General features: G+C 39.9%; 18 protein-coding genes, 2 tRNA genes and 1 pseudogene. 4 read left to right on the top strand and 17 right to left on the bottom strand.

Annotated elements, in window-relative coordinates; all coding sequences use genetic code 11:
- Positions 1 to 16: 16 nt before the first annotated feature.
- Together R3X28_RS13565 and R3X28_RS13560 are read left to right on the top strand one after the other, a co-directional pair.
- Positions 17 to 280: a hypothetical protein gene (locus R3X28_RS13565; RefSeq protein ID WP_317664957.1), complete on the top strand. Its 264-nt coding sequence runs from the start codon at positions 17 to 19 to the stop codon at positions 278 to 280.
- A gap of 214 nt (positions 281 to 494) precedes the next feature.
- Entirely contained in the window at positions 495 to 623 is a 129-nt protein-coding gene (locus R3X28_RS13560; RefSeq protein ID WP_281351213.1) for a hypothetical protein, read from the top strand.
- Positions 624 to 1,533: 910 nt separating this feature from the next.
- Here R3X28_RS13560 and R3X28_RS13555 read toward each other — a convergent pair.
- From R3X28_RS13555 to R3X28_RS13500, 13 genes and pseudogenes are all read right to left on the bottom strand, one after another.
- A complete protein-coding gene (locus R3X28_RS13555; protein WP_317664953.1) occupies positions 1,534 to 3,150 on the bottom strand; it encodes a sulfatase in 1,617 nt (538 codons plus the stop codon).
- 8 nt (positions 3,151 to 3,158) lie between these two features.
- On the bottom strand, positions 3,159 to 3,506 hold the full coding sequence (locus tag R3X28_RS13550; RefSeq protein ID WP_317664951.1) for a glycoside hydrolase family 97 C-terminal domain-containing protein: 348 nt from the start codon (positions 3,504 to 3,506) through the stop codon (positions 3,159 to 3,161).
- Between the two features lie 31 nt (positions 3,507 to 3,537).
- Positions 3,538 to 5,067 carry a glycoside hydrolase family 97 catalytic domain-containing protein gene (locus R3X28_RS13545; RefSeq protein ID WP_317664949.1) on the bottom strand — a complete coding sequence of 510 codons (1,530 nt, stop codon included), beginning with the start codon at positions 5,065 to 5,067 and terminating at the stop codon, positions 3,538 to 3,540.
- Between the two features lie 459 nt (positions 5,068 to 5,526).
- Complete coding sequence (locus R3X28_RS19385) at positions 5,527 to 5,658, bottom strand: hypothetical protein (protein WP_411556613.1); 132 nt, start codon at positions 5,656 to 5,658, stop codon at positions 5,527 to 5,529.
- 70 nt (positions 5,659 to 5,728) lie between these two features.
- Positions 5,729 to 6,274, bottom strand: a pseudogene (locus R3X28_RS13540) (IS3 family transposase); the annotation flags it as partial.
- Between the two features lie 241 nt (positions 6,275 to 6,515).
- Positions 6,516 to 6,597: transfer RNA gene (locus R3X28_RS13535), tRNA-Leu, on the bottom strand.
- 278 nt (positions 6,598 to 6,875) lie between these two features.
- A complete protein-coding gene (locus tag R3X28_RS13530; protein ID WP_317664948.1) occupies positions 6,876 to 7,763 on the bottom strand; it encodes a carbohydrate kinase in 888 nt (295 codons plus the stop codon).
- A gap of 78 nt (positions 7,764 to 7,841) precedes the next feature.
- The gene (locus tag R3X28_RS13525; RefSeq protein WP_317664947.1) at positions 7,842 to 9,584 is read right to left on the bottom strand and encodes a RagB/SusD family nutrient uptake outer membrane protein; all 1,743 of its coding nucleotides are present in this window, start codon (positions 9,582 to 9,584) and stop codon (positions 7,842 to 7,844) included.
- A 12-nt stretch (positions 9,585 to 9,596) separates the two neighbouring features.
- Entirely contained in the window at positions 9,597 to 12,749 is a 3,153-nt protein-coding gene (locus R3X28_RS13520; protein WP_317664945.1) for a TonB-dependent receptor, read from the bottom strand.
- 13 nt (positions 12,750 to 12,762) lie between these two features.
- A complete protein-coding gene (locus R3X28_RS13515; protein ID WP_317664943.1) occupies positions 12,763 to 14,388 on the bottom strand; it encodes a glycoside hydrolase family 32 protein in 1,626 nt (541 codons plus the stop codon).
- Between the two features lie 38 nt (positions 14,389 to 14,426).
- Positions 14,427 to 15,779, bottom strand: coding sequence for a sugar porter family MFS transporter (locus tag R3X28_RS13510; protein ID WP_317664941.1), 1,353 nt, complete (start codon positions 15,777 to 15,779; stop codon positions 14,427 to 14,429).
- A gap of 231 nt (positions 15,780 to 16,010) precedes the next feature.
- A complete protein-coding gene (locus tag R3X28_RS13505; RefSeq protein ID WP_317664939.1) occupies positions 16,011 to 18,755 on the bottom strand; it encodes a substrate-binding domain-containing protein in 2,745 nt (914 codons plus the stop codon).
- 186 nt (positions 18,756 to 18,941) lie between these two features.
- A tRNA-Leu gene (locus R3X28_RS13500) sits at positions 18,942 to 19,023 on the bottom strand.
- Between the two features lie 122 nt (positions 19,024 to 19,145).
- Here R3X28_RS13500 and R3X28_RS13495 point away from each other — a divergent pair.
- Complete coding sequence (locus R3X28_RS13495) at positions 19,146 to 20,540, top strand: dipeptidase (RefSeq protein ID WP_317664937.1); 1,395 nt, start codon at positions 19,146 to 19,148, stop codon at positions 20,538 to 20,540.
- 216 nt (positions 20,541 to 20,756) lie between these two features.
- Here R3X28_RS13495 and R3X28_RS13490 read toward each other — a convergent pair whose 3' ends face one another.
- On the bottom strand, positions 20,757 to 21,335 hold the full coding sequence (locus R3X28_RS13490; protein WP_317664935.1) for a PhnA domain-containing protein: 579 nt from the start codon (positions 21,333 to 21,335) through the stop codon (positions 20,757 to 20,759).
- Between the two features lie 341 nt (positions 21,336 to 21,676).
- Between R3X28_RS13490 and R3X28_RS13485 the strand changes: the two genes are divergently transcribed.
- A complete protein-coding gene (locus R3X28_RS13485) occupies positions 21,677 to 22,777 on the top strand; it encodes a DUF4407 domain-containing protein (RefSeq protein ID WP_317664934.1) in 1,101 nt (366 codons plus the stop codon).
- Between the two features lie 176 nt (positions 22,778 to 22,953).
- On the opposite strand, the gene R3X28_RS13480 is transcribed toward R3X28_RS13485, so the two are convergent.
- Genes R3X28_RS13480 through R3X28_RS13470 form a run of 3 tightly spaced genes read right to left on the bottom strand, consistent with a single transcriptional unit; the run spans position 22,954 to position 25,606 of the window.
- Positions 22,954 to 24,726, bottom strand: coding sequence for a MutS-related protein (locus tag R3X28_RS13480; protein ID WP_317664933.1), 1,773 nt, complete (start codon positions 24,724 to 24,726; stop codon positions 22,954 to 22,956).
- 43 nt (positions 24,727 to 24,769) lie between these two features.
- Positions 24,770 to 25,243: a DinB family protein gene (locus R3X28_RS13475; RefSeq protein WP_317664931.1), complete on the bottom strand. Its 474-nt coding sequence runs from the start codon at positions 25,241 to 25,243 to the stop codon at positions 24,770 to 24,772.
- Positions 25,244 to 25,246: 3 nt separating this feature from the next.
- Entirely contained in the window at positions 25,247 to 25,606 is a 360-nt protein-coding gene (locus R3X28_RS13470) for an MmcQ/YjbR family DNA-binding protein (RefSeq protein WP_317664929.1), read from the bottom strand.
- Positions 25,607 to 25,616 lie beyond the last annotated feature (10 nt).

Below are 25,616 nucleotides of genomic sequence, written 5' to 3'. Positions count from 1 at the left end.
CGATTAGAGAACCAATATGAGAATTCCCCAAATTTTTATACTTATGGTATTGTTCGGCGTACTTCTTACTTCATGTAAAGAAGTACGCACCAAATACGATGATACCGAAAATCAAGAGAAAAGCGCTCCGTCTACAGAAGAACACCAAAATTCAAGATCAACCCCTAAGGAGGATTATCAGGTTCCTAACAAAAGTTCCCGCGACAGCATTTCCAAAAAGCGTAAAAAATCAAAAGATCTGGATACATTGAAGCCCAAGATGGCCCTGCTTAATAACTAAGCACTTTATAGTTGGGGATAAAACTCATTGGAAGCGCTTAACGGTAAGCTCAAAGGAATTAAAAAAGGCTCTCTTTTCATCTTATGCCACTCATCGAATTTTTGGGTAATACATCCGATAAACATACTAAGCGACAGACACTTAGTCGAAATAACTTAGAAATTCGGGCAAATTCAGGTGACAAATGCTTATATTGTAGTAAATAATAAAAATCATGGAGCACGAAATTACATTTGGCAATAAAATACTCAACGTTTTTCTGGGTATTATGATTGTGGTTTTGATTGCGATTTTGCTTTCCGTAGTCGGCGGACTTTTATTAGCTGCCGTTGGGATACTTTAAATGCGATTGAATTTAGATTTCCTCAAATATTACCTCCTATTTTTTTAAGAAATAACAAAGTCCATTTCATAAAAATGGACTTTTTTGATTCACACACAATCACTTCTTCTTTAAAGCCATTACTTAACTAAGTAATGAACCCAACCAATCAATCCCAAAATTTTTAACCATTGATTCATAGGTTACCGTATTCTTATCCTATACATTGAATGACCTATTTTACATGAAACACAGATTCCAACCTAATATCATCTGATGCCGCCCCTACCTTTACTTTAAATTCGCCCGGCTCAACCATTTCTCTATTACATACCAATTCCCGACCAAAAACACAGCGTATAAAAAAAGCCGACTCCTATAAGTCGGCTTTTCTCTTGTTGTACGGGTGGAGAGACTCGAACTCTCACACCTCGCGGCACTAGATCCTAAGTCTGGCTTTTTAACTTGTCAAATCACACCATATTAATACATATAATTGATTTTGTGCGTCTTGTAATTTAACTTAAGCTCATTTAAATCGATTTGAAACCCTAAAATGTGTTACCAACATTTGCCAGGTTGTTTATCATTATAAAAACTAGGTCAAATGATACTACCTTAAAAATAGTTTTTCCCACCAAAACCAACATAAAGGGAAACAAGGATAACAGATTAGCTATGCGGCTCCCTGAAATCGAAATCGAAATTATTGCTATATAGGTAAAATACAGACCCTAAATCCTCTGGGATGAGCAAGCAGAAAAAGTAAAATCTTCCCATTCAAGACATAAACAACCCAATGGGTTGATTAGGAAGAAATATGACGAGAGGAAAAGCATTAACAGACTGAAATCGAAATAGCTTTATTCTTCTTATGCAATTTTTAAATATAAAAAGTCTTTTCTAGATAATTCAATAGGCACTTAAGGATTCATGAATTTTGATTTTTGTTAATTTCGTTGACTTCACTTCCCCACCAATCGTCATTGGGCTGCCAATCAGGACTAAACATTTCCCTTCTTTGCTTTTCCAAGCGTGGCATGAGTTTCGTTTTATGGCTTTCCAGTCTTTTAATACGGGCAGCTTCATCCCATTCGGGGTCTTCCTTTGCATATTGGGTATTCATGGATTCCAACCAATCAATTAATTGTGTGTATAAGGTTTCCGCTATCACTTTGTTTTTCCCAGACAAATCGTTACCCTCTTTTAGGTCTGTATTCAAATCATACAATTCATTATGATCGTCTTCCCAGTAATGAATCAGTTTCCAATTATCCTTTCTAATAATGGAAACCGGCTCCCCCCCTTGATTTCCGTAATGCGGATAATGCCAATAAAGTGGTCTATCATCAATTTCTTCCCCGTTTAAAAGTGGCTTTAAACTAACGCCATCGGCATGTGCTTCGGGTTTTAAAGGGATATTCGCCAAGTCTAACAATGTCGGGTACAGATCGGCGCCGGAAACCGGGGTTTCTATCATATCCCCATTTTGCTTTAACCATGGAACATAAATAAAATAAGGCACCCGTAAACCGCCTTCCCATTGGTACCCTTTTCCTCCCCTTAACATCAATTGATCGGTCGAGAAGTTGTCTCCGGAAGTAACCCCCCCATTATCCGAAGTGAACACGACGATGGTATTTTTATCCAAACCATTATCTTTCAAAGTCCTAAGGACACTTCCGACAGCCTCATCCACTTGTTCGATCAAGCCGGCATACACTGGGTTATCTTGGTATTTTCGGGCAGGTAAAATACGTTCCATTTCAAAGCCGTTTTCTGCAATGCCCATTTGTTCGGCTTTGTACCTATACCTTTTCCATTTGTCTTTGGTGGTCTGTATAGGGGCATGTACCGCATAAAAAGAGAGGTATGCCAAAAATGTGGTGTCTTTGCTTTTCTCAATGAATCCTGAAGTTTCTTTTGCCAATTTCATGGAAAGCGACATTCCTTTTTCTTCCTCATGGTCTTCCATTTGCGGATTGTTGAAGGGAGAGAAATAACCTCCGCTGTAAGGCCCACCTTTTTCATACCCCCCTTGATTGATATCGAATCCGTGATCGGTCGGTAAGGAGTGATCCGCTGTGCCTCCTAAATGCCATTTTCCCGCAAAAAAGGTTCGGTATCCGTTCTCTTTCAATACTTCAGGTAAAGTCACATCATCGTGATCCAAATGATGCTTGTACTCGGGCGGTAAAAGCTTTGTGTATCGGTTCTTTTTTTTCCACTCCGATCCCGATGGCGCACCAACAAACTGCGTAATCCCATGCCTTGCCGTAAACTGCCCGTTCAACAAACTTGCTCGCGAAGGGCTACAAACAGAACACGTAGCATAGCCATTGGTGAAAACATTCCCCGATTTTGCCACGGCATCGATATTCGGGGTTTCATAGTATTCGCTGCCCATAACACTTAAATCGGCATACCCCAAATCGTCTACCACGATAAAAAGGATGTTAGGTTTATTGGGATCTGAAAGATGATCTTCATTTTTGCATGATGCCGATAAAAGGGTCATCAGCGCCAGGAAATATATTGGTCTTTTCATGGGCGATCTTATTTCTTCGATTCAGGCCTTATCCACATGCAATGGCCACCACCGGGAACCATCTTGGCCTCTACAACAGCGTCCTTCATTACAGTTGCGGTTCGTACGTGATAAGCTTCCGGATTCGTATTGCTGTCGGTTTCTTCGGTATCTTCATAAAAGGTAATGGTATATTCTTGGTCATCATTCAAAAAGTCCAGTGTAATATCAAGCGTACCCCCTTCGTTGTGCACCGAACCGATAAACCACTCCTCTCCATGCCGTCTTGCCGTGGAAATATACCCATCCATTTTGGCGTGCAATATTTTTGTCTCATCCCATTTTCCTACGGGCATTTCTTTAATGAATTCAAACATATCCTGTTTTTCGGCATAAGCCTCGGGTGCATCAGGGATACACACCAATCCGCTGAATACGATAAGGGTTCTGGCGGCTTCCGCAGTGACCGTTGTGCGTAATGAATTCAGTTTTTTTAGGTCCTTTTTCCCTTTCGCCTGCATTAACACTTGTAATATCGAAAACACCATTGTTCATATCCAAGGGGCCTTGTATCGCGTTGATCAATGCCATCCTAATAAAGGTTTTAGGCGTGAAAGCCCGTCTGGAATCTTGTTGTGCATGACAAAATTCCCTAGTAATGGCATTGGGGTAGGTTCTCGTTACCCCAGTGAACGGCACGGGTCCATCGTGAAAATCAATCAATAAATTACTTTCGGCACTCATACGAATGGCGTCTCTGGTAAAGGGCACGTTTGCCCCCATAAAACCGTATTTGATACCTTTCACCCCAAGGGATTTGTAATACGGGAACAAGGCATCATCACCATAATTCCCTTGTCGCCTGTCATAGTACAGAATTAGGGACACCCCTTTTTCTTTGGCATACGCCGCTACTTTATCCAAATCCAATTTATCGGACATTGTTATTTCCCCTGGTTCCACATGGGTGTACCAGGCATCGTCAATAAGGAAATATTCAATCCCATTTTTTGATGCAAAATCGATAAATCGGAAATAACTTTCGTTATCGATCCCATACGTAAATCCGTCCTTGGCTTGCAAACCATGAACCCTCCAATCCCAAAGGGTTTTTCCTGGTTTAATCCATGATGTGTTTTCAATTTGATTAGGGGCCGCCACATTCAGTGGCACCGTATTGGTAAGTAAATCACCCATTCGGTCTTCCAAAAGAATTACCCGCCAAGGTGTTGTTAAGCTCCTCTCATCGGACTCAAATCCGTTTTTTGAAACCAATTTGTTTCTTTGGTCATCATAATTGAAGTTTATGAGATCAAAACCCGGCGCACTGATCAAATCCGATTCCAAAAGCGATAAAAATTTACTTTCTTGATGCGCTACGACCAAGGGCATTTTCAATTTTTGTTTTTTGCCATTGGGCTGGGTTTTCCCCAAGTCGGCCAAAGCCACAGGTCCAAAGGGCTCCCCTTCTCCCGCCGGTGAATATAGGTTACTGGTATCGGGCAAACCGTATTCGATAAAAAAAGAAGGCTTGGCCCCCGCTGGAATTTCATCGGCCTTAAAACGAAAAGCAACACCATCATTGTAGGTTCTTACCAAAAGTGTAACAGGGACACCTTCGTAATTCAGCGATACTTCCAACTCTTTGTAATGGTCTTCAATTTCACTGAACTGCCCCCAAACGGGATTCCATGTTTTACGCACTTCATTGATTTCAGCATCCAAAACTTCTACTTGCAAGTCGGGTAAAATGGAGATTCCTGAATTTAAAATGATGTCTTTGCCACCATCATAAAGGTTGTAGCCCAAACCCTTATCGGTTTGATCCAATACAACTTCAATTAGGCCATCGGGGGATGTAATCGATAACTGTTTGGGTTTTGTACAATTGAAGAAAATGAGTGCAAGACCCATTGTAACCACTACTATTCCTTTCATCTTTTCTATTTTAAAACGTTTTCTTTATTTAGGCTACCTTACAGCTTCCTTGAACATTGGTTTTTTGGCCTAGGAAGCCCTCTTACCATCTGCCCCACTACCTTGTACCATTCCATCATGACCTGTTTCCTTTCCGTTTGGCACACATTGACAGAACAAACCATAAACCACGCGCTACCGAAAAATCATTGGACAGCCTTGGCAATTCGGGGTATAACCATGATCATGTTTCGCATGGCCTTTGATTGTTTTTTCAGCAATCCCTTATCGTCTTTACCAGAACAAACAATATAAAACAGCAATAACAACACAAAGAACAAAATACCCGATATTGAACAAAGGGGATGTTTCGAATAGTTTTTTTGACAAGATTATTCCTTTAGCATCATCTTTCCCTTTGGTCTCAAGATGGCTTACCCCCATAATGATCATCATGGTTAAAAATGCCGTCAATCCCATTTAGTGCATCCAAGGTTCCAAAGCCGAAATGGGAATATATTTCAACAACAAAGCAATCGGTATGGATAAAAAAGCACCCCAAATCGCCCCGTTATTGGTGGTTTTTTTCCAAAAAAGACCTAATACAAACACCGCTGAAATACCCGGACTTACTACCCCTGAGTCGTCCTAAAATAGGTTGACAGTTTTTAAATTATTAATATTAAACCAGAGAAGCTAGCTTCTCTGGTTTTTTGTTATGTATAAAGTTAGGTGTTTTATTTTTTAGACTCAAGTGCGGTCTTTTGTTATTATACGTTCTTAATGATTCTGCTATAAGCTTTTTCAACTCTTTGCCGCTGTTACATTTATATATCAAGAATTCACCTTTCAATATACCGTTCATTCGTTCTGCCAATGCATTTTGGTAGCAATCACACCCATCTGTCATTGATGGGGTTATATTGCATTGCTGTAGTTCTTTTTGATATATGGCCGAGCAATACTGCAATCCCCTATCGGAATGATGAATTAGATGTTTGCTCGTTAATCTATTGTTGTTCGCCATTTTTACTGCCTTTACCACATTCTCCGCACTCATATCATCACTAAGATGGTGCCCCATTATTTTTCTACTATAGGCATCGGTCACCAAGGATAGGTAATGTGTCCGCTCCCTGCTTTTAATGTTTGTAATGTCACTGACGAAGAACTCCTCCGGTCTGCAATCTTTGATTTCTTTCATCAGATTAGGATGTTTTCTAAGCCAAACCAAAACGGTACTTCTACCCTGAATACCATAAGCCTTTTGCGCCTGCTTATATGTCATCTCGCCTTTTTCGACCTGATGGACAACACTTAATTTAAAGCCCAGATCTTAATCGCGTTGGGTTCGCTTGTTCACCGTAATAATTGAATGTTTCATAAATAAGTCGATTTTATGTCAACTTATTTCAGGACGAGACACTAAAAATAAAAAAAGCCCTTCATTTCTGAAGGGCTTATCGAAGTACGGGCGGAGAAACTTGAACTCTCACACCTCACGGCACTAGATCCTATGTCTAACGTGTCTACCAATTCCACCACGCCCACATTCTTGATCCAAAAAACTATTTGATTATTGGGACTTATTATTATATATATAACGTTATCTCAAAAATCAACTTTGAGGGAATATTAAGAAGTCAAACCAATTTTCTAAGAGGTCTTTATTAATTATTATCCTGCTGATTTTTCATATAATTACCCCTTATAAGGATATAAATTTTTAAGTACTGGTTTTATTTTAACATAGCCGATTGTAAAATCTTGTCAACACAAAAACCAATAACTTTTTTTTAGCAAGGATTTAAACTAAACAACCCGATAGGTCAAGGATTCATAAACTTTGCGATTTCCTGCATGCTCAATTTGGGATTAGCGCCATTGCTTTTAGCAACCAAGGCTCCTACAGCACAACCAAAATCGATAGCCTCTTGTGGCCCTTCCCCATTTAGCAATTTGTAGATTACTGAAGCCAAAAATGAATCACCGGAGCCTACAGTATCCAAAACCTTAATTCTATATCCACTATTATAATAAAATACATTCTGGTGATACAATACAGCACCATACGCCCCTTTGGTTACACAAATGGTTTCAATCTGAATCTGTTCGGCCAAAAACACAATCGTCTGCTCCATGGAGTTATATTTGGAACCAAGATATTCAGCCACTTCATACAATTCGTCATCATTGAATTTGACAAAATCGGCTTGCTGTATCAATTCCAAAAGCAGCTCCTTCGAATAATATGGTGCTCTTAAATTTACATCGAAAACCTTGTAAGGTGCTTTTTGCAATAAGCCTATCAAGGTAGTCCTTGATGTGCTATCCCTGCAGGCAAGACTGCCATAAATAAAAACATCACTTTCTTTCAGTTGTTTTTCATAACTACTTCTTGATGTTATTTTATCCCAAGCAACGGGATAGGAGATATCATAGGTTGCCACCCCACTGCTATTTAAATTAACTTTCACTTGACCTGTACGATAAAGTGGACTAATCTGAATCCCATCGGTATTGACCCCACGATTATTCAGAAAGTCAAGTATCCTATTTCCATATTTACCATCGCCTACACTACTTATCATACTTACGTCTACATCAAATGACCTTAGTCGTAAAGAAACATTCAAGGGAGCTCCGCCGATCTTTGAGTGTGTTGGGAAATTATCGAATAAAACCTCACCAAAACAAATCACATTTAATTTTTTCATAAACCAAACTTTAAATAAAAGGCACGAAGAAACCACTCTCCGTGCCTAATAAACTAACTCAAACAATTTCGTCTTATATTAATATCCCGGGTTTTGCTTATAAAGACCTCCTGTAAAGTCTATTTCCCTTTGTGGAATTGGATAGTACTCATCCCTTCCGGCAGTAAATTCTGCATTTGACAAGAAATCCCTTTTGGTTTTTTCCTCGGTTAGATAGGCATTCAACACTTCTGCAGCCTCTCCCCATCTTACCAAATCAAAGAAACGAGGTCCTTCCATCCCAAATTCCAACCTTCTTTCAAATTTTAATGCTTTCCAAGCATATTCCTTATTTGGAAAAGAAAGGTATTCCTGTACATTATAAATATCCGTAGCACCGGCATCGATTTGACGTTGGGTACTTGCAGCTGCACGTGCCCTAACCTGATTGACCAAGGGCAAAGCCTCATCCCAACGATCCAATTGTATCAAGGCCTCTGCCTTAAAAAGTAAGATATCGGCATATCGAATAAAATCAACATTCTTTGAAGTACCCACAAACGGCCCTTCCTTCACGTAACAGGAGCAATCCGGTGCTTGTTGTTCCTTCATATTCCCAAAATAACCATAAACCCCTGGATCCCTGGCCCAAGTAAAGTTATAAACCATATCACCTGTAGTATTCACTGTATTTCTATATTTAAAAGGCCTTCCCGGGACTCCTACCGTATGATCCAACCTAGGGTCAACCGTTAATCCTGCAGCTGGCGTTACGGTTCCATCCTCATTAACGGCAGTGAGTATATCCGTATCGTTAAAACTATCCAGTAAAGGTAGTCCAGCTTCATCGGTTCTAAACGCGTTTACCATGTTCTGACTAGCCAAATGAAACCCACAACAACCATATAACGCAGATCCATGTGGGGAATTAAGTCCTGTAACAAAACTCACCCTACTAACCTTGGTACCATCATTTATAGAAAATTGGGCGGCCCAAATAGATTCAGGACCATTATCAAAACCATCTAAAAAGTTGTTGCCATAATCTGCCTCAAGACCTGCCACAACCTCATCAGCATAATCAATTACCTCTTGAAGTCGCTCAGGGTTGATCGCAGTGACCTGATGTTGGTCATTTTGCTCATAGGCTTGGTAAAGCCTAAGTTTGGCCATATAGGCTGCAGCTGCATTTCTATCTGCCCTGCCAACCTCATCTTGCGATTGGGGAAGATTGTTATAAGCAAAAATAAAATCCTCCGCAATTGTATTCCACAATTCATCGTTCGGCACATCATTGGAAACCGCCGCTATTTCTTCTTGGGTCAAACCTTCCTTTATATAGGGTATTTTCTTGAACAACAGCTTCAACATAAAGTGGGAATGCCCTCTTAAAAACCTAAGTTCCGCCTGTCTTAAAGTCTTATTTGCATATTCCGCATCAGGTATGTCGTTGATTACGGTCAATGCAAAATTAGCCCTTGAAATGGCCTTGTAGTAATTGGTCCATGTGCGGGGTGCCATCCAATCCCCATAATCTGGAATGGTTAAGTTATATTGCTCATAGCGATCTACTACATCTACATCACTTCGGCCTCCACCGCCTTTATAAGCATCATCCGATCGCACACTTCCATACACCCATTGATGGGTCAAAGGCCCGATCATCTCATCATTGGCAATCCCTGCATAAGCTGCTACCACCAATGCTTCCGCATTTTCCGCAGTTGCTACGTTCTCATTGGATAGCACGCCCTCCGGTTCATATTCTAAAAAATCCTTGTCACAAGAAGCCAGAAATAATGTAACCAGCATTCCTAATATTAAAAATTTATTTTTTTTCATGATTTTCTTTTATTAAAAATTCACATTAAGTCCTAAAGAAAGTACTGTGGGAACGGGAATATTATCTACTGTGGTACGTTCTGGATCAGAGCCTATATAATCTTTCGGAGTAAACCAGAATAGGTTTTCCCCTTGAAAATAAATGCGTAAACCGGTCATTCCCCCTAATTTTCCAATTAAATCCTCGGGCAAGGAGTACCCCAATTGTAAATTCCTTATTTTGAAATACGAATTCTTCCTATATAAATAATCAGAAGTTCTAAGATCATTAAAGGCTAGTGAGAGTGATGGAATATCGGAATCGGTATTAGTTGGGGTCCATGCATCAAGAACACCAAGTCCGGCATTCTCCCGGCCCTGTGTGAAATTGTTCCATAAGATATATGGATCCTGCCCTATTCTACCCGCAACACCTGATCCGAAAACAGAGAAATCAAAATTACGGTATGCCAAATCTACACGAATACCATATTCAAGGTCTGGCAAGGTATTCCCAATAAAGTCGCGGTCATCACTATCTATTACATTATCCCCGTTAAGGTCTTGGAATTTTAAGCCTCCAGGTCTTGCCCCAACCTGTGCAGGACTGGCATCGATATCGGCCTGACTTTGGAACAATCCATCCGTTTTATAACCAAAGATGGAAAATTGTGACTGACCTAGGATAGAATTCTCTGCCGTTCCGGGAAAACCTGCCCTAACTTCTTCAGGCAAAAAGGTTATCTCGTCTTTGAAAGCTCCAAAATTAGTAGATACCGCCATTGAAAATCCACTATCCCACATTTTGGAATAGGCCACCGATAGCTCCCATCCTTTTGTTTCTGTGGTAGCCCCATTAAGAACACGCTGTTGTCCTTCGCCAATAACTGAGGCGATTGGAGGTGTAATCAAGATGTCACTTGTTTCTCTGGTAAAGTAATCGAAAGTACCTACTATTGCATTGTTAAAAAGCCCAAAGTCTACACCAAAGTTAAATTCCTTGGTAGTTTCCCACTTAAGCGCCGGGTTCGCAGCTTGAATTGAAACAAATCCTGAAGGTAAGGTTCCCCCGTTATTACCTCCTAAATCATAAGCTGTTCCAACATTATAATACTGGTTGAAAAAATCAGGAACAAATTGATCTTGGTTGGGACCATATCTTGATTCGTACAAACCAAATCTGGCCAGGTCACCAATAGATTGGTTACCAACTTCACCGTATCCTGCACGGAATTTTAAATCCGAAACCGCACCTTCATCATTGAAAAAATCTTCTCTGCTAATTCTCCATCCCAAAGTTGCGGCCGGGAAAACACCATACCTGTTTTCTTCACCAAATCGGGAGGAACCATCCCTACGCACGGTCACTGAAGCTAAATACTTATCTGCAAATGCATAGTTCAATTTTCCAAATTGTGACAATAGGCTGCTTCCACTGGAACGACCTGTATTGGTCCTAGCTCCTGTAGCCGCATCCAGAACAAAATAAGATTCCGTTTCTACCGCAAAACCATCGGCAATAGCGGTAACCGAATCAAAATCATTTTTAATGGATTCTGTTCCAACCAGTAGACCAAAACGATGATCTCCCAACTCCAAGTTGTAATTTAAAGTATTGGTGAACACAACGCTAGTAAATTTATTGGTGTCCAAAATCAACCTATTATTGCTCCTATTGACAAATCCATTGGCTACCTTGGGCTCTATATCCTTACGTTTGTAGTCACCATAATCCAGACCAATGCTAGTCCTAAAAGTTAAATTGTCTATTATTTGGAGTTCGGCAAATACATTACCAAAAATATTGGTCCTTTCCGTGTTGTCCCATCTATTCAAATACTGCATCAAAACAGGGTTGTTACGATCCGAATACCCTGCCCCCAATGGCCCACCATAATTACCGTTACTATCAAACAAAGGAATGGTCGGCGCCAAACTAATTGCCAATGCAGGAGTTGGGGCGCTACCAATATCGGTAGAGGCCAAAGTTTCATCCGAAGTGGTGAAAACCGTATTGACCCCAACCTTTAATTTATCATTGAACAATTTGAAATTGGAATTCAATTTGCCTGAAAACCTTTCGTAACCCGTATACTTTAAAATGCCTGTATTCTTAAGGTGCCCCAAATTAATGAGATGAAAAGATTTATCAGTGCCCCCCGAAATGGATACTTCATTATTGAAAATATAACCTGTTTCATACGCTTCATTCTGCCAATCCGTATCTCCCACCGGCACGCTGACATCACCACCAACATAAGGCTGGAGCGTTACACTGTTCAGCACTGGATTATTAAAATCGCCATTCCAATCAAAATTATAAATCTCGCCATATCCACCGGTCGGATCAGCACCATCATTGACAGACGCCCTCCATAAAGCTTCTCCTCGCTGAATGGAATTCAACATATCGTATCGCTGTTTTTTTTCAGACTGCACAGAAATATTCGAATTTATAATTACCCTGTACTTTTCATCTCCTCCTGATTTAGAACTATTTTTGGTGGTTACGATAATTACCCCATTACCTGCCCTTGATCCGTAAATGGAAGAGGCTGAAGCATCTTTCAACACTTGAACTGATTCTATGGTACTGGGATTAAGACCTGAAAAAACTTCTTGCCTAACCGTTGGAACCCCATCAATAACATAAAGAGGATCGTTATTTCCCAAGGTGGTGACACCCCGAATCAAAATTCGACTACTGGTACCGTTCGGGTTACCTGATTTTTCAACAAAAAGTCCAGGCACCCTACCTTGTAAGGCCTGCATGGCATTACCCGAACTTAAACTTTGACCTTCCACAGGACCAAGCTCTACAACTGTAACAGCTCCTGTTAAATCGGCTTTTCTTTCAGTTGTATAACCGGTTAGCACTATCTCATCTAACAATTGCGCATCTGCCTGTAAAACAATATTAAAAGAAGTTTGACCATTTACCTGGACCTCAACTTTTAAAAAGCCAACATAACTTACCGAGAGTGTCGCATCCGCAGGTACTTTATCAAGTGTGAAGTTCCCGTCAAAATCCGTCGTTGTACCAATGGTCGTCCCAGATACAACCACAGAGGCACCTGGCAGTGGCATACCATCATCCTGGGAGGTCACCGTACCATTTATCCGTTCTTGGGCCAATAACCCCAAGGGAACAAATGTCATTAGTAATAAAAAGAGTTTTAGTTTCATAATTGAGTTTTATTTAGTTAATATTCAGTTCATTTACTTCTAAAAAATCAAGAACAAAGTCTTCGCTTACCGACTCTATTGAAAGTGTCTCGAATGGCGCATTGGGAAAGAAAATCTCAGTCATTACCGTAGACCCTTCATCAAAAAACAATTCTATTGATGTCTTATCAAGGAGGATTGTCCCGGACAACATTCCATTGTCGGAAAATCGTTTGGCTTTGCTGACCTTATTCGAAAACCTATCGGAAAACCCTGTTTTACCGGAGGTATCACGATCAATGAAAAAACTATTATCCCCCCCATTGTATCCAAAGGATAATTCGTCTCCTTGTTTATTGGAAAGTTTAAAAGTGAAACTATCTTTCTTTACATCTGAAATACTGAAACTTATTGCAGTTCGTGAGAGATTTACCTTTTCTGAATCAAGAAGTGCCGACAGCCCATTCACGGCAATTCTTTCTTTCTTATACTTTACACCTTTATAAGCGTCTAATTCATCCACCGGGTCAAATGCCAACCTATAGGTTTCCGCATCCTTGATCAATTTCACTTCCCTTGCCACGGTCATTGCACTGCGCCAAGTCTCTGTTGGGACTTCATTGGCATATTCCCAATTGGACATCCAGCCCATATAAAATTTTCCACCTTTCTTAGAGGTGATGTTGGAAAAGGTGACCCCGGCATAATTGTCCTTTCCAAAATCTATCCAAAATTTCTGCCCTTTGTTCAGGACAGTTTCAAACCCCTTATCAATGGTGAATTTTCGACCATCAAAGTCACCAATAAAATATTGCGTAGCACTACCTCCATTGGGACCACCAGGATTTACACTAACATAAAGCACCCATTTGGTTTCATTTGTACCCGCTACAGGCATCTGGAAAAGATCCGGACATTCCCAAACACCACCATGTGTCCCGAGATCCTTTTTCATATCCCCTCCAAAATCCGACATCAGTTCCCATTTTTTAAGATCCTTTGAACCATAAAACATCACTTTGTCATGGGCAGCCAAAACCATAACCCATTTTTCATGTTCCTCGTCCCAGGATACCTTGGGGTCCCTGAAATCCCTAATTCCGGGATTTTCAATAACCGGATTCCCTTCATATTTTGTCCAAGTAAGCCCTTCATCCAAGGAATAGGCTATTGCCTGTGACTCGACATCGATCCCTTCAGCTTTTTCAATTTCCATATTATGATAAGTGAACATGGCGATTATCGGTACTTGGCCTTCTTTCCCAAAGCCCGAGGAATTTTGTAAATCAACCACCGCACTCCCAGAAAAAATATATCCCATATCATCAGGGTATAATGCAATAGGCTGCTCTTTCCATTTTACCATATCGGTACTTACTGCATGGCCCCAATGCATGGGTCCCCATTTATTATCGTCTGGATAATGTTGAAAATACAAATGGTAATACCCATTGTAATGGAACATCCCATTGGGATCGTTCATCCACCCTACCTTAGGTGTAAAATGGTAATTTGGGCGATACAGCTCTTCTTCGGCATCTAAAGGACTTTCTTGTTGTACAACAACACCCTTGTTTTCTTTTTCCCGATGTTCCTTGCATGCAAAAATCATACACAGGCCGGCAATGGCAAGTACTAATTTTAATCTATGTTTTTTCATACTCTAAATAAATTGGGTTTAAATCTTACACATTTACACTATTCAATCACATTGCCTTTTTTAGTATTTGCACCCTCTGATTTACTTAAGGATTTGCTCAAAGCCTCCAAGGAAACCCCCTTTGTTTCTGGCATAACAAAGGCTACAAAGAGCAATTGCAAAAACATCATAAAGGCAAAAAAGGCAAATACGGTTCCTGCACCGATCGATGAGAACAACACAGGGATCAATGAGGGGATCACTGCCGCCAATACCCAATGAACCGAGCTTCCGAAGGATTGACCGGAGCCTCTTAAGTGATTGGGGAAAATTTCGGAAATGAACACCCAGATTACAGTACCCTGCCCTACGGCATGTGCGGCAATGAAAAGGAACAGGAATATGGCTACGGACATTCCTTCCCAACCAAAGAAGAAAGCGCAAGACACCAAGGTGAGCGACACTATATATCCAAAAGAGCCTATATACATTAGTTGTTTGCGACCGAACCTATCAATTAGAAATATACCCACAAGGGTAAAAAGTAGGTTGGTGACACCTATTCCAATACTGCTCAATAAAGCCGTACTTTCTCCCAGACCGGCCTCTTCCAATATTCTAGGGGCGTAGTATAAAAAAGCATTTATACCAGATGCTTGATTAAAAAAGGCCATACAAAAAGCAAGAATCAGTGCAAAGCGGTATTTCTTCATGAAAATATTATCTCCCGGTGCCTTATTTTCGTTCTCCTGATTAATTTCCATCATCATTTCCTCCGCATTCTGATCAGGGTTTATCACTTTAAGCACATTAAGAGCTTCTTCGGTTCGAAGCTTTGTCAAAAGCCAACGAGGGCTCTGTGGCACGGTGGTGACAAATAGTGTATAAATTACAGCAGGAATGGCCTCTACCCCAACCATCCATCGCCAAGCATTTTCCCCAATACCACTTAACAGGTAATTGGATAAAAAGGCCACCAATATTCCAAAAACGATATTGAATTGGTACAGACCTACTAGTTTCCCCCTATCCTTGGCGGGTGAAATTTCAGAAATATATGCGGGAGCGGCTATTGTGGATGTCCCTACACCCAACCCTCCCAAAAACCTAAAGAAAGCAAAGGTTATAGGGTCATTTGCAAATGCAGAACCTAAAGCGGAAACGGTATATAAAACCCCGATCCAAAAAAGCGTTTTTTTTCTACCGAGCCTATTGGTTGGTATTCCCCCTAATAGTGCACCTACTACCGTACCCCATAAAGCCATGGCCATAACCACGGTTCCGTGGAACACATCTGAAGTTCCCCATAACATCTGTAATTTTTTGTCCGCTCCAGAAATCACTACGGTATCAAAACCAAATAAAAATCCTGCCAAAGCCGCAGTAATAGACCAAACCAATATCTTCCTCATATCACAATTATTAAATACGAAGACTATATTATTACAAATTATTTAAGAGTTATTTTACCAATGTTACAGTTTATTATGATTTCGTTCACATTTCCACAAACAATATTAACCTACTGAATATCAGTATACTAACACAAACACCTTAACAAAGAAGAATTAATAGGTTACACTTTTGTAACACGTAAGTTTAAAATTGATACATGATTTAAAGAGCGGAAAGATTAAAATGCCCTAAAATGATTTTTTATAGGCCCCTGGAGTAACACCATATTTACTTTTAAAGGCGGTAGAAAAATAATTCGGGGAAGAAAAACCTGTACTATACCCTATTTCAGCAATGGATTTGTCGGTCGTTTCTAGCATAGATTTCGCATTTTCCAATCTAAAATTGGAAATGTAATCGCTAACACTGATACCCAACATAGCTTTGACCTTTCTGTACAATTGTACCCTGGAGATATTCAGTGCATCGGCCAGGTTCTCAACTGAAAAACCTGCATTGTCCAAATTGTCCTTTATTTGTTTATTCAATTCGCGAACGAATAATTGTTCCGGGTTTCTAAAAGATTGCACCTGGTCTATTTTATGAATATTATTGGTATAATAATACCTTAATTTTTCCCGATTATAAAGGAGCGACTTAATAGATTGCGTTAAGATCGAATAGTTAAACGGCTTGGTCAAATATAAATCGGCCCCGCTTTGAAGCCCTTTTATAAAAGATTCCTTATTCCCCAAGGCGGTCAATATGATTACCGGAATGTGTGAGGTACGCAAATCGTTTTTTAATATTTCGCAAATCTCAAAACCATTTTTAACGGGAAGGTTCACATCACATAAAATAACATCGGGAACATGCTCGAACGCCAACTCGGTACCATCCGTTCCATCAGACAAAACGATATCATATTCGATACTAAGCTTGTTCTTAAGAAAGAAACTCAAGTCCCTATTATCCTCTATCAAAAGAATGCAATACCTTTCCTCTCCACCATTGGTATCCAATTTAATATGGGTATCATCCATCGTAATATCTTCCGAAAAATTGATCAAAGTCGAATCGACTATCTCCGGGTCCACTACAATTTGATCTTCATTGAAATGGGTGTTCCCTTTAAACAAGGTAACAATGAATTCAGTTCCATTGTGGGATTTAACTTCGATTTTCCCTAGATGAAGCTCAACAAACTGTTTACTTAAATGCAAACCTACCCCTGAACTGTTTTTCCTATTATTCGATCCCTTAAAAAAAGGGGTGAATACATTTTTCAATTCATTTTCCGGTATTCCTATTCCGTTGTCCTTAAAATGGATGCTGATACTGCTTTCTTCAAAATTATCATGGATTTCAATATCTATTCTACCATTATCCGGTGTAAATTTAAAGGCATTGGACAATAGGTTAAAATAAACCTTATCCATTAAATTTCTATCGATAAACAAATCCAAACCCTCATTATTGGAACTAATATTGAAATTAATGCCCCTCTTTTTTGCTTCTCCTTTGAATTCTTTATAAATATTATTGGAAAACTTATAAATATTGGTTTTTGAGGCCCTTACATTAAACTTTTGATCCTCGACTTTTCTAAAATCCAACAAACTATTGATCAACCGAAGCAGACGATTTGAATTATTCTGAATCAGTTCAATTTCAAAGCCGGTTTTATTCCCCTTTTTTTTGTCCCATTCCCTTAACGACTCAATTGAACTCATAATTAATGTAATGGGAGTTTTGAACTCGTGGGATAGTCCAGTAAAAAAATTCATTTTTGCCTCATTACTTTCCTTGACCTCATTAGCGATCTTTTCGATTTGATTTCTTTGGACCGTGATTTTTCTATTGGTAATTTCTAACTGCCTATTTTTCCTGACAATAGCGATTTTTGAATATATACTATAAATGGCCAAGCTTAGAATAATCAAAGAAAAACCAAGAATGATCTTCAAGATATTGCTTTGTGAGTAGTACAGTTGTTCTTGTCTTTTTATAGCAGAAACCTGTGATTCAAGGAGAGTCTGATGTTCATTTATTTTATTCAATTGGTTTTGCATTATTTCAGCATTGAACCGATCTATTACAGTAGTATTAAGGATTATGTTCTTAGGCACATCCTCATTGTTCAATAGTCCCAAGGCCGTTTTTATGGCCTCATCGCCCCCGGTAGGATATAATATCGTAGCTGCAAGCATGCCGTCTTTGACTAATTGTATTCCCCCATTTGGGCCATTTAATCCGTCAACCCCAATAATCTTGATATTATTTTCAATACCTAAGTTTCTTGCGACCTCCCAAGCACCCTTTGCCATTCTGTCGTTATGGGCGAAAACATAGTCGACAGGTCCGGTACGTAATAACATTTCCCGAAAACTTTCAGTAACGGATTCCTTCTCCCAATCACCTTCAATAGCTCCACAAAACTCAATATTACCAAACTTATCGATTACCTGATGAAAACCAAGACTTCTTTCCTTGGCCGGGGAAGACCCTTTAAGTCCCTTTATCTCTATTACCCTTAAAGAATCACGAATATTGGAAACAATGATTTTAGCTGCATTGCGGCCAACCTCAATATTATCGGCACCAACATAAACGGTATATTTTTCGTTATCTGTTTTTCTATCGACCAATACCACAGGAATTCCGGAATTCATCGCTTCTTCCACGACAGGGGTAATAGGCTTTGATTGAATAGGGGAAACGATAATAATATCCACACTATCAGCAATGAACTTCCTTAACTGTGTTATCTGTCGCTGAACGTCATAATTGGCATTTGATATGTCTAAAGTGATATTAGGATATAAGGATGCCCGTAATTGCATGGCATTATTCATAGATTGCCTCCATTCATCATCTACCATCGCTTGGGAGAATCCAATACGTATCCCATCTTTTTCATTCCGTGAAGAACACGAGAAAAGAAGGAAAATCAGAAATAAAAATAAAATTGGGTTGATTCTTTTGGGACTCATGAAAATTGAGTTTATCCCGTAAATTTAAAGAAATTGACAATACCCTTAAAACCTTGAATACTTTAATTCTAATCGAATATGCAATTGATTTACAAGGTACATTCAACAAGCATCTAATAACCGATGTTACCCAAGTTTACCAAAAACAAAAAAGCCGACTCCTAAAAGTCGGCTTTTCTCTTGTTGTACGGGCGGAGAGACTCGAACTCTCACACCTCGCGGCACTAGATCCTAAGTCTAGCGTGTCTACCAATTCCACCACGCCCGCATACTTGTTCCAATAACCTATTTGATTATCGGGATGCAAATATAAAGCAAAATTTGAATTTACGATACTCTCTTTTTAAAAAGTTCTTTTTGTATTTTTGAATTTATATCCAAACAAGAAACATGCAAAGTAGCAAAGAGTACGTAGAACAACATAAAAATCGCTTTTTAAACGAGCTCATTGAGCTGCTAAAAATACCATCGGTCAGTGCGGATTCGGCCTTTTCGCAAGACGTGATCAATACGGCCGAAGTAGTGGAAAAAGCTTTGATCAATGCCGGATGCGACCTTGTTGAGCTCTGCGAAACCGATGGCTACCCCATTGTTTACGGAGAGAAAATCATAGATCCTTCGTTACCGACGGTCTTGGTCTATGGCCATTACGACGTACAACCACCTGACCCGGTAGAGCTTTGGGACTCACCTCCATTCGAACCTGTGATCAAAGAAACCGAGGAACACCCTGAGGGAGCTATCTTCGCAAGAGGTGCCAGTGATGACAAAGGTCAGATGTACATGCATGTAAAGGCATTGGAATTCATGGTCAAGACTGATCAATTGCCCTGTAACGTAAAATTCATGATCGAAGGGGAAGAAGAGGTCGGCAGCGTAAATATCGCTACCTATGTCGCCAACAATAAAGAAAAACTTAAAAATGATGTGATCTTGATTTCCGATACCGGTATGATCAGCAAGGAATTTCCTTCCATTACCACCGGATTGCGGGGATTGAGCTATGTTGAAGTAGAGGTTACCGGACCCAATCGCGACCTGCATTCGGGATTATACGGCGGGGCTGTGGCGAACCCCATCAATATCTTAACCAAAATGATCGCCTCATTACATGATGGGGACAACCATATTACCATTCCCGGGTTTTATGACAAGGTAGAGGAGCTATCCTCCGAAGAAAGGGCCGAAATGGCCAAAGCCCCTTTTGACATCAATGCCTATCAAAATGCATTGGAAATTGAAAGTGTATACGGAGAAAAAGGGTATACGACAAACGAACGTAATTCCATAAGACCCACATTGGATGTCAATGGAATATGGGGCGGCTACACAGGTGAAGGCGCCAAGACCGTTATCCCCAGTAAGGCCTATGCCAAAATATCGATGCGTTTGGTCCCCCACCAAGATTGGAAAGAAATTACCGAATTGTTCGTAAAACATTTTAACGAAATCGCACCCAAAGGGGCAAAAGTGAAAGTAACCCCCCATCATGGAGGACAAGGTTATGTAACCCCTATAGACACCATCGCATACCAAGCTGCGTCCAAAGCCTATGAAACCACATTCGGAAAAACCCCTATTCCACAACGTAGCGGAGGTAGTATTCCCATAGTTTCCCTTTTTGAGAAAGAACTGGGCAGCAAGACCATATTAATGGGCTTCGGATTGGATAGTAATGCCATTCACTCCCCCAACGAACATTACGGACTCTGGTACTATTATAAAGGCATAGAAACCATTCCTTATTTCTTTAAGTATTTCACTGAAATGATGGCCTCGAAATAATTAGAATCGATACCTCATTTTTACGTTTCGGGGATAAAGCCCACCCTTTTGCCCTTTGTTTATTTGGGCGTTACCCAAGGGTCGGGCTATTCGCTACAAGTCTTCACTATACATACAGTTCAGAGCTTTTCACTACTATCCCTAACGCAAAACCTTGTTTTTAAATGTAGGTTCTTGCCGTTATAATGCCTGTCTCTACGATTTGATTTTTAAATCCTAGATCTTTTTAACGTACTTCGTGATGATAACGATTTGCTGTGCACCTACCTTGCCCTCAATATATTCGGCATTTTCCCTATCCAAGGAAATACGTCGCACCGCCGTACCCTGTTTGGCCACCATACTGGACCCTTTTACTTTCAAATCTTTGATAAGGACCACACTATCCCCATTTTCCAAAATAACACCGTTCACATCCCTATGTACGATCTTCTCCGATTCGTCCTGACCTTCACCGGTTGCTTTGGCCCAGTTCAACAGTTTATCATCCAAATACATCATATCTAGAAGATCCTGTGGCCAACCTTCGGTCTTCAATCTTGAAAGCATACGCCAAGCGACAACCTGCACCGCACCATGCTCACTCCACATACTATCATTTAAACAACGCCAATGGTTGGGATCCATGGTTTCGGAAGCCTCAATCTGACCAAGGCAAGTATCGCACCCTAAAAGGCTGCCATCGATACCACCCGTCGATACTGGGGGCACTTCGTAGATTTTTAAATTTTCGGTCGCTCCACATAGTTCACATTTAGAGCCGCTTCTTGCTTGTAAGTCTTCCAATAATGCCATTCTGATAGTTTTTAAGAGCTGCAAAGCTACATATATTTGGGACAAATGGAATTTGGATCCACTTAAAATTATGACCAATCATTTTACCCTTTCTGAAAATGGAACGTTTTAAGAATAGAAAAATAATCTTCAGTGTTCTAAAACGGTTTGAAAAGCGATGACATTTATATAAAACCTTATGTTTTATCTTAAATTTTGCCCAAATTCTTCAATTTAGAAGCCTTTTCTGTAACAAAACATCATGGATGACGTTCTAATTATCTATATGAATCATCAATCAATATTGGAATTCCCTCCCAAGAACAATTCGAGGGTGGTTTCAATAATTAAATCGGAACACTATGTTACAACGTTTTTTTATCCTCTGCTCAGGGGCAGATGCTTCTTTGCTTTCTACATGCTCCCAAGGTGAACAGAATAAATATGCCGGCATCGGAGCTACGGTCTTTTTCACCGCTGTTATGGCATTTTTAGCCAGCGCTTACGCCCTTTTCACCGTTTTTGATACTATTTACGCTGCCATCTTTTTTGGACTCATTTGGGGATTATTGATCTTTAACCTCGATCGTTTTATCGTTTCTACCATTAAAAAACGAAATAGTTTTGGTAATGAACTATTACAGGCTACACCACGGATCATTTTAGCGGTGATCATTGCCGTGGTCATTTCAAAACCCCTTGAAATGAAGATTTTCGAAAAAGAAATCAATCAAGTGCTTTTAGAACAAAAGAACGAACTCACTTTGGCCAATAAAGACCAAATTGCATTACAATACAATCCTTTGATCGATAAATTGAATCAAGATATTATCGCATTGAAAGGTGAGGTAAACTCCAAAGAAGCAGAAACGAACGCTCTTTACGATACCTATATTTCAGAGGCCGAAGGTACCGCCGGAACCGGACTTTTAGGAAAAGGCCCCGTTTATGCCGAAAAGCGGGAGAAACACGATGCCGCCTTGGCAGAATTACAACAATTGAAAATTGCCAATGCGGAAAAAATTACTGGTTTGGAATCCCAAATCGCCAATTTAAATACCGAATATAATACGGCCGTAAATACTTCCCAGCCTATCATCGATGGGTTCGACGGACTCATGGCACGTATCAACGCCTTGGGCGAATTACCTTGGTTTCCTTCTTTCTTTATTTTTCTTTTGTTCCTCGCCATTGAGACTTCCCCCATTATAGCCAAATTATTGGCCCCAAAAGGAGAATATGACATTAAGCAAGAAGAAGAGGAAAGCATACTCAAGACATGGGTTACCCAAAAGGTAAAACAACGCGAACAGATTTTGTCAACCGATATGGCCCTGAACAATAAAATCTACAGTGAGATCGAAGAGGAAGAAGCCGTCTATGCCCATAAAAAGAAAAAAGCCGAAGAGTTGTTAAAATTACAGGCCAATGCTTTTCATGACCTACAGGTGAAGGGCCTATGAATATAATTTGGAACCAAGACTTTGAGATACAAGAGCGTTGTGCTTTTAGAACCAAGACTTTCGATAAGGGATAATCCACAAAAAGTCCGGTCTATTGATTCTTCTTTTGTTCGCGCTCCGTATTTGGAATTTGGGATTTGGAGTTTGTCTAACATATCACGAATTGGATCTTGCTTCTATCCAACTATCTCCATCTTTTTGAGTAAAAAGGAAGCATTCATATTCTGACATACACCCTTTTTAAGTGTATAGTCAAAATGAAGTTCATTGTTGATTATCTCGGCGTCGAAATAGAAATTCCGTACTTGGGGCATATCATCCGCTGCCTCACACAAACTAAGATCATGGGTAGCAATGATCCCCGTTGATTTGGAAGCGACCAGTTTTTCAACGAATTTTCTGGAACCTATGGCCTTGTCGGTACTATTTGTGCCTTTTAAGATTTCATCCAATATGATGAAATAACGGTCTTTTTGAATTTCATCCACTATGAACTTCAAGCGCTTCAGTTCAGAGAAAAAGTATGATTCATCATCTGCCAAGGAATCGGAAGTTCGCATACTGGTAATCAGCTTTATCGGGGAGTACTCCGAATGTGTGGCACATATCGGCAAACCTACATTGGCCATTACAATCTGTAGGGACACTGTTCTTAAAAATGTACTTTTCCCCGCCATATTGGCCCCGGTAATGATAAAGAACTGTTCTTTATCTATCTGAAAATCGTTCAAGACACTTTTATTCGGATCCAACAAAGGGTGGCCCGCCTTGGTCGGATTTAAAACCACATCCCCGTTTGTAATCTTAGGATAACAATAGTTCGGATGGTTAAAGGCAAAATTGCCCAAACTATTATATGCATCAAAAAATGCGACCACGTTGAACCAAGATTCCACTTCATTACCATGACCTTCTATCCATTTTTCCAATCTAAAGGACTGTCGTAGATCCCATAGCAAAAATGCATTCCCCAAAAACCCGAAAATCATATTGTTCCGCTGGTCGAACGCATTCAAAATTTTTGAGAATTCCCCTAAAATCTTCGATGTTGAGACTTCATCATGCAAAATCACGGCCCGCTTCTCTTTCAATAAATCGGCCTTGAATTCAGTGTTTTCCAATTGCATTATCAATTTTTGATATTGATGGAAGGTACTTTGAACCTTTGAAGTGTCTGAGGAGAGTTTGTTTATTTTTTTTAAATAGCCCCCGGTAATACCCAAGCCTAGGAACATCCAAAACACCAGTCCCCAACCATTGAGCAAGTCAATAAAATACAGTGTAATCAGAACGATTGAAACCAATGAAAAAACAGTGGGCAAAAAGGACATGTATTTAGGCACAAACACCTGGTAGCCTTTCAGCCATTTCACGATAACATTAAAAGGTGTCTCCGTTTTTACGAGGCTTGCCACGGCAGAAAACCCTTGTCTCCATTTGGGCATTTGCCCCAACTCCTTGATAGCTTCTTGTTTGGCCTTAATATTCTCGATATCATTGGACAACAAGAGAGATGATAAATACCCGCTCCCTTCTTTCAATGATGTTCGATTGGTATATTGATAAAATGAACCTCTCCCAAAAAGGTCTATATCCTTACAAAAATAATGGTCGTCCCTATCAAATTCCTTACCATCTGGCAAATCATGGAACTTTCTTTGCAACACTTCAATCTCCGTAGTGTTAATTCGTAGCAATGCCTTTATCCTATCCCGTTTGTATTGCAAATCGGTATGTCTTGAAACCAAAAAAATGAAAAGAACAATCGTAACAATGACTATCCCCGCCACTAGTTTGCCGTTCCCAAAGGCATAATAAACACCAAAAGCCGATAGGCAAAAAATGGCCAAGCGCAACATACTAGAGGCGTACAATCGCTTTTTTACTTGGGACAACTGAATTTTATATTCTGAAATCTGTTCGTTATAGAACATTAAGGGTTCTTGCATTGGGGCAGTAACTTATTTAGTATGTAAAGATAAGTAAACCTACCTAGCTTTTGGCCATGGAATTCAGCATTGCTATCTGACCCAAATGATAAATATCGTGTTGATGAAGGCTTCTTAAAATAGGTCCGAATTTATACTTTTTACCGGGTACCGTTTCATTGAGTATATTATCATCGCACTTGGCCAAATGCTTCAGGATTTTCTCTTGGTTGTTCCGAATCATATTCAATAGCGCTTGCCATTCCTGCTCATTATTGACCGTGATCACGGTCCAATCATTCAGTTGATCTATAATGATATCATAAGCGACATCTCCCTCTAATTTCTTGAGGACGAAAATTCGCCAGTTGATTATATGCTGCATTAAAACGGCAATGGTCTTTTCACCATAAACCTTGTCATTCACGACTCGCCAATCAATGCCATCCAATTTTTTCATGACCGAATCGCCATACCATGGTTTGCCATCAAAACATTCCTTGAGATCCTTTATTATATATTCTAACTCCGTTCGCATAATTTATTCCAAACCATCAAATTCGGTTTTAAGCTTTCTGGTAAATTTTGATACTACCAATTCATAGGAATGATCAATCAAATCCATTATCAACTTCTTCGGTAGATTTTCCAGCATAATGGTATTCCAATGCACCTTGCTCATATGATAGCCCGGTAAAATATCGCCATCAAACTCTTCCCTAAGGGCAATGGCCCTTTCCGGGTCACACTTTAGATTAACTTGGGAGGGAAACCTTTCCAAAGCAACCAAAGCAAACATTTTACCCATAACCTTGAAAACCAGGGTATGTTCATCAAAAGGAAATTCCTCTGTTATTCCTTTTTTAGCTATACAATACTCCCTGAACTCCTCTATGTTCATAATACAAATA

Origin of the sequence: Maribacter sp. TH_r10, from assembly GCF_033101095.1 — a bacterium.
GTDB classification, from domain to species: Bacteria; Bacteroidota; Bacteroidia; order Flavobacteriales; family Flavobacteriaceae; genus Maribacter_A; species Maribacter_A luteus.
The sequence above is the reverse complement of the archived record's forward strand: the minus strand, read 5'-3'. Positions and strand labels throughout refer to the sequence as shown.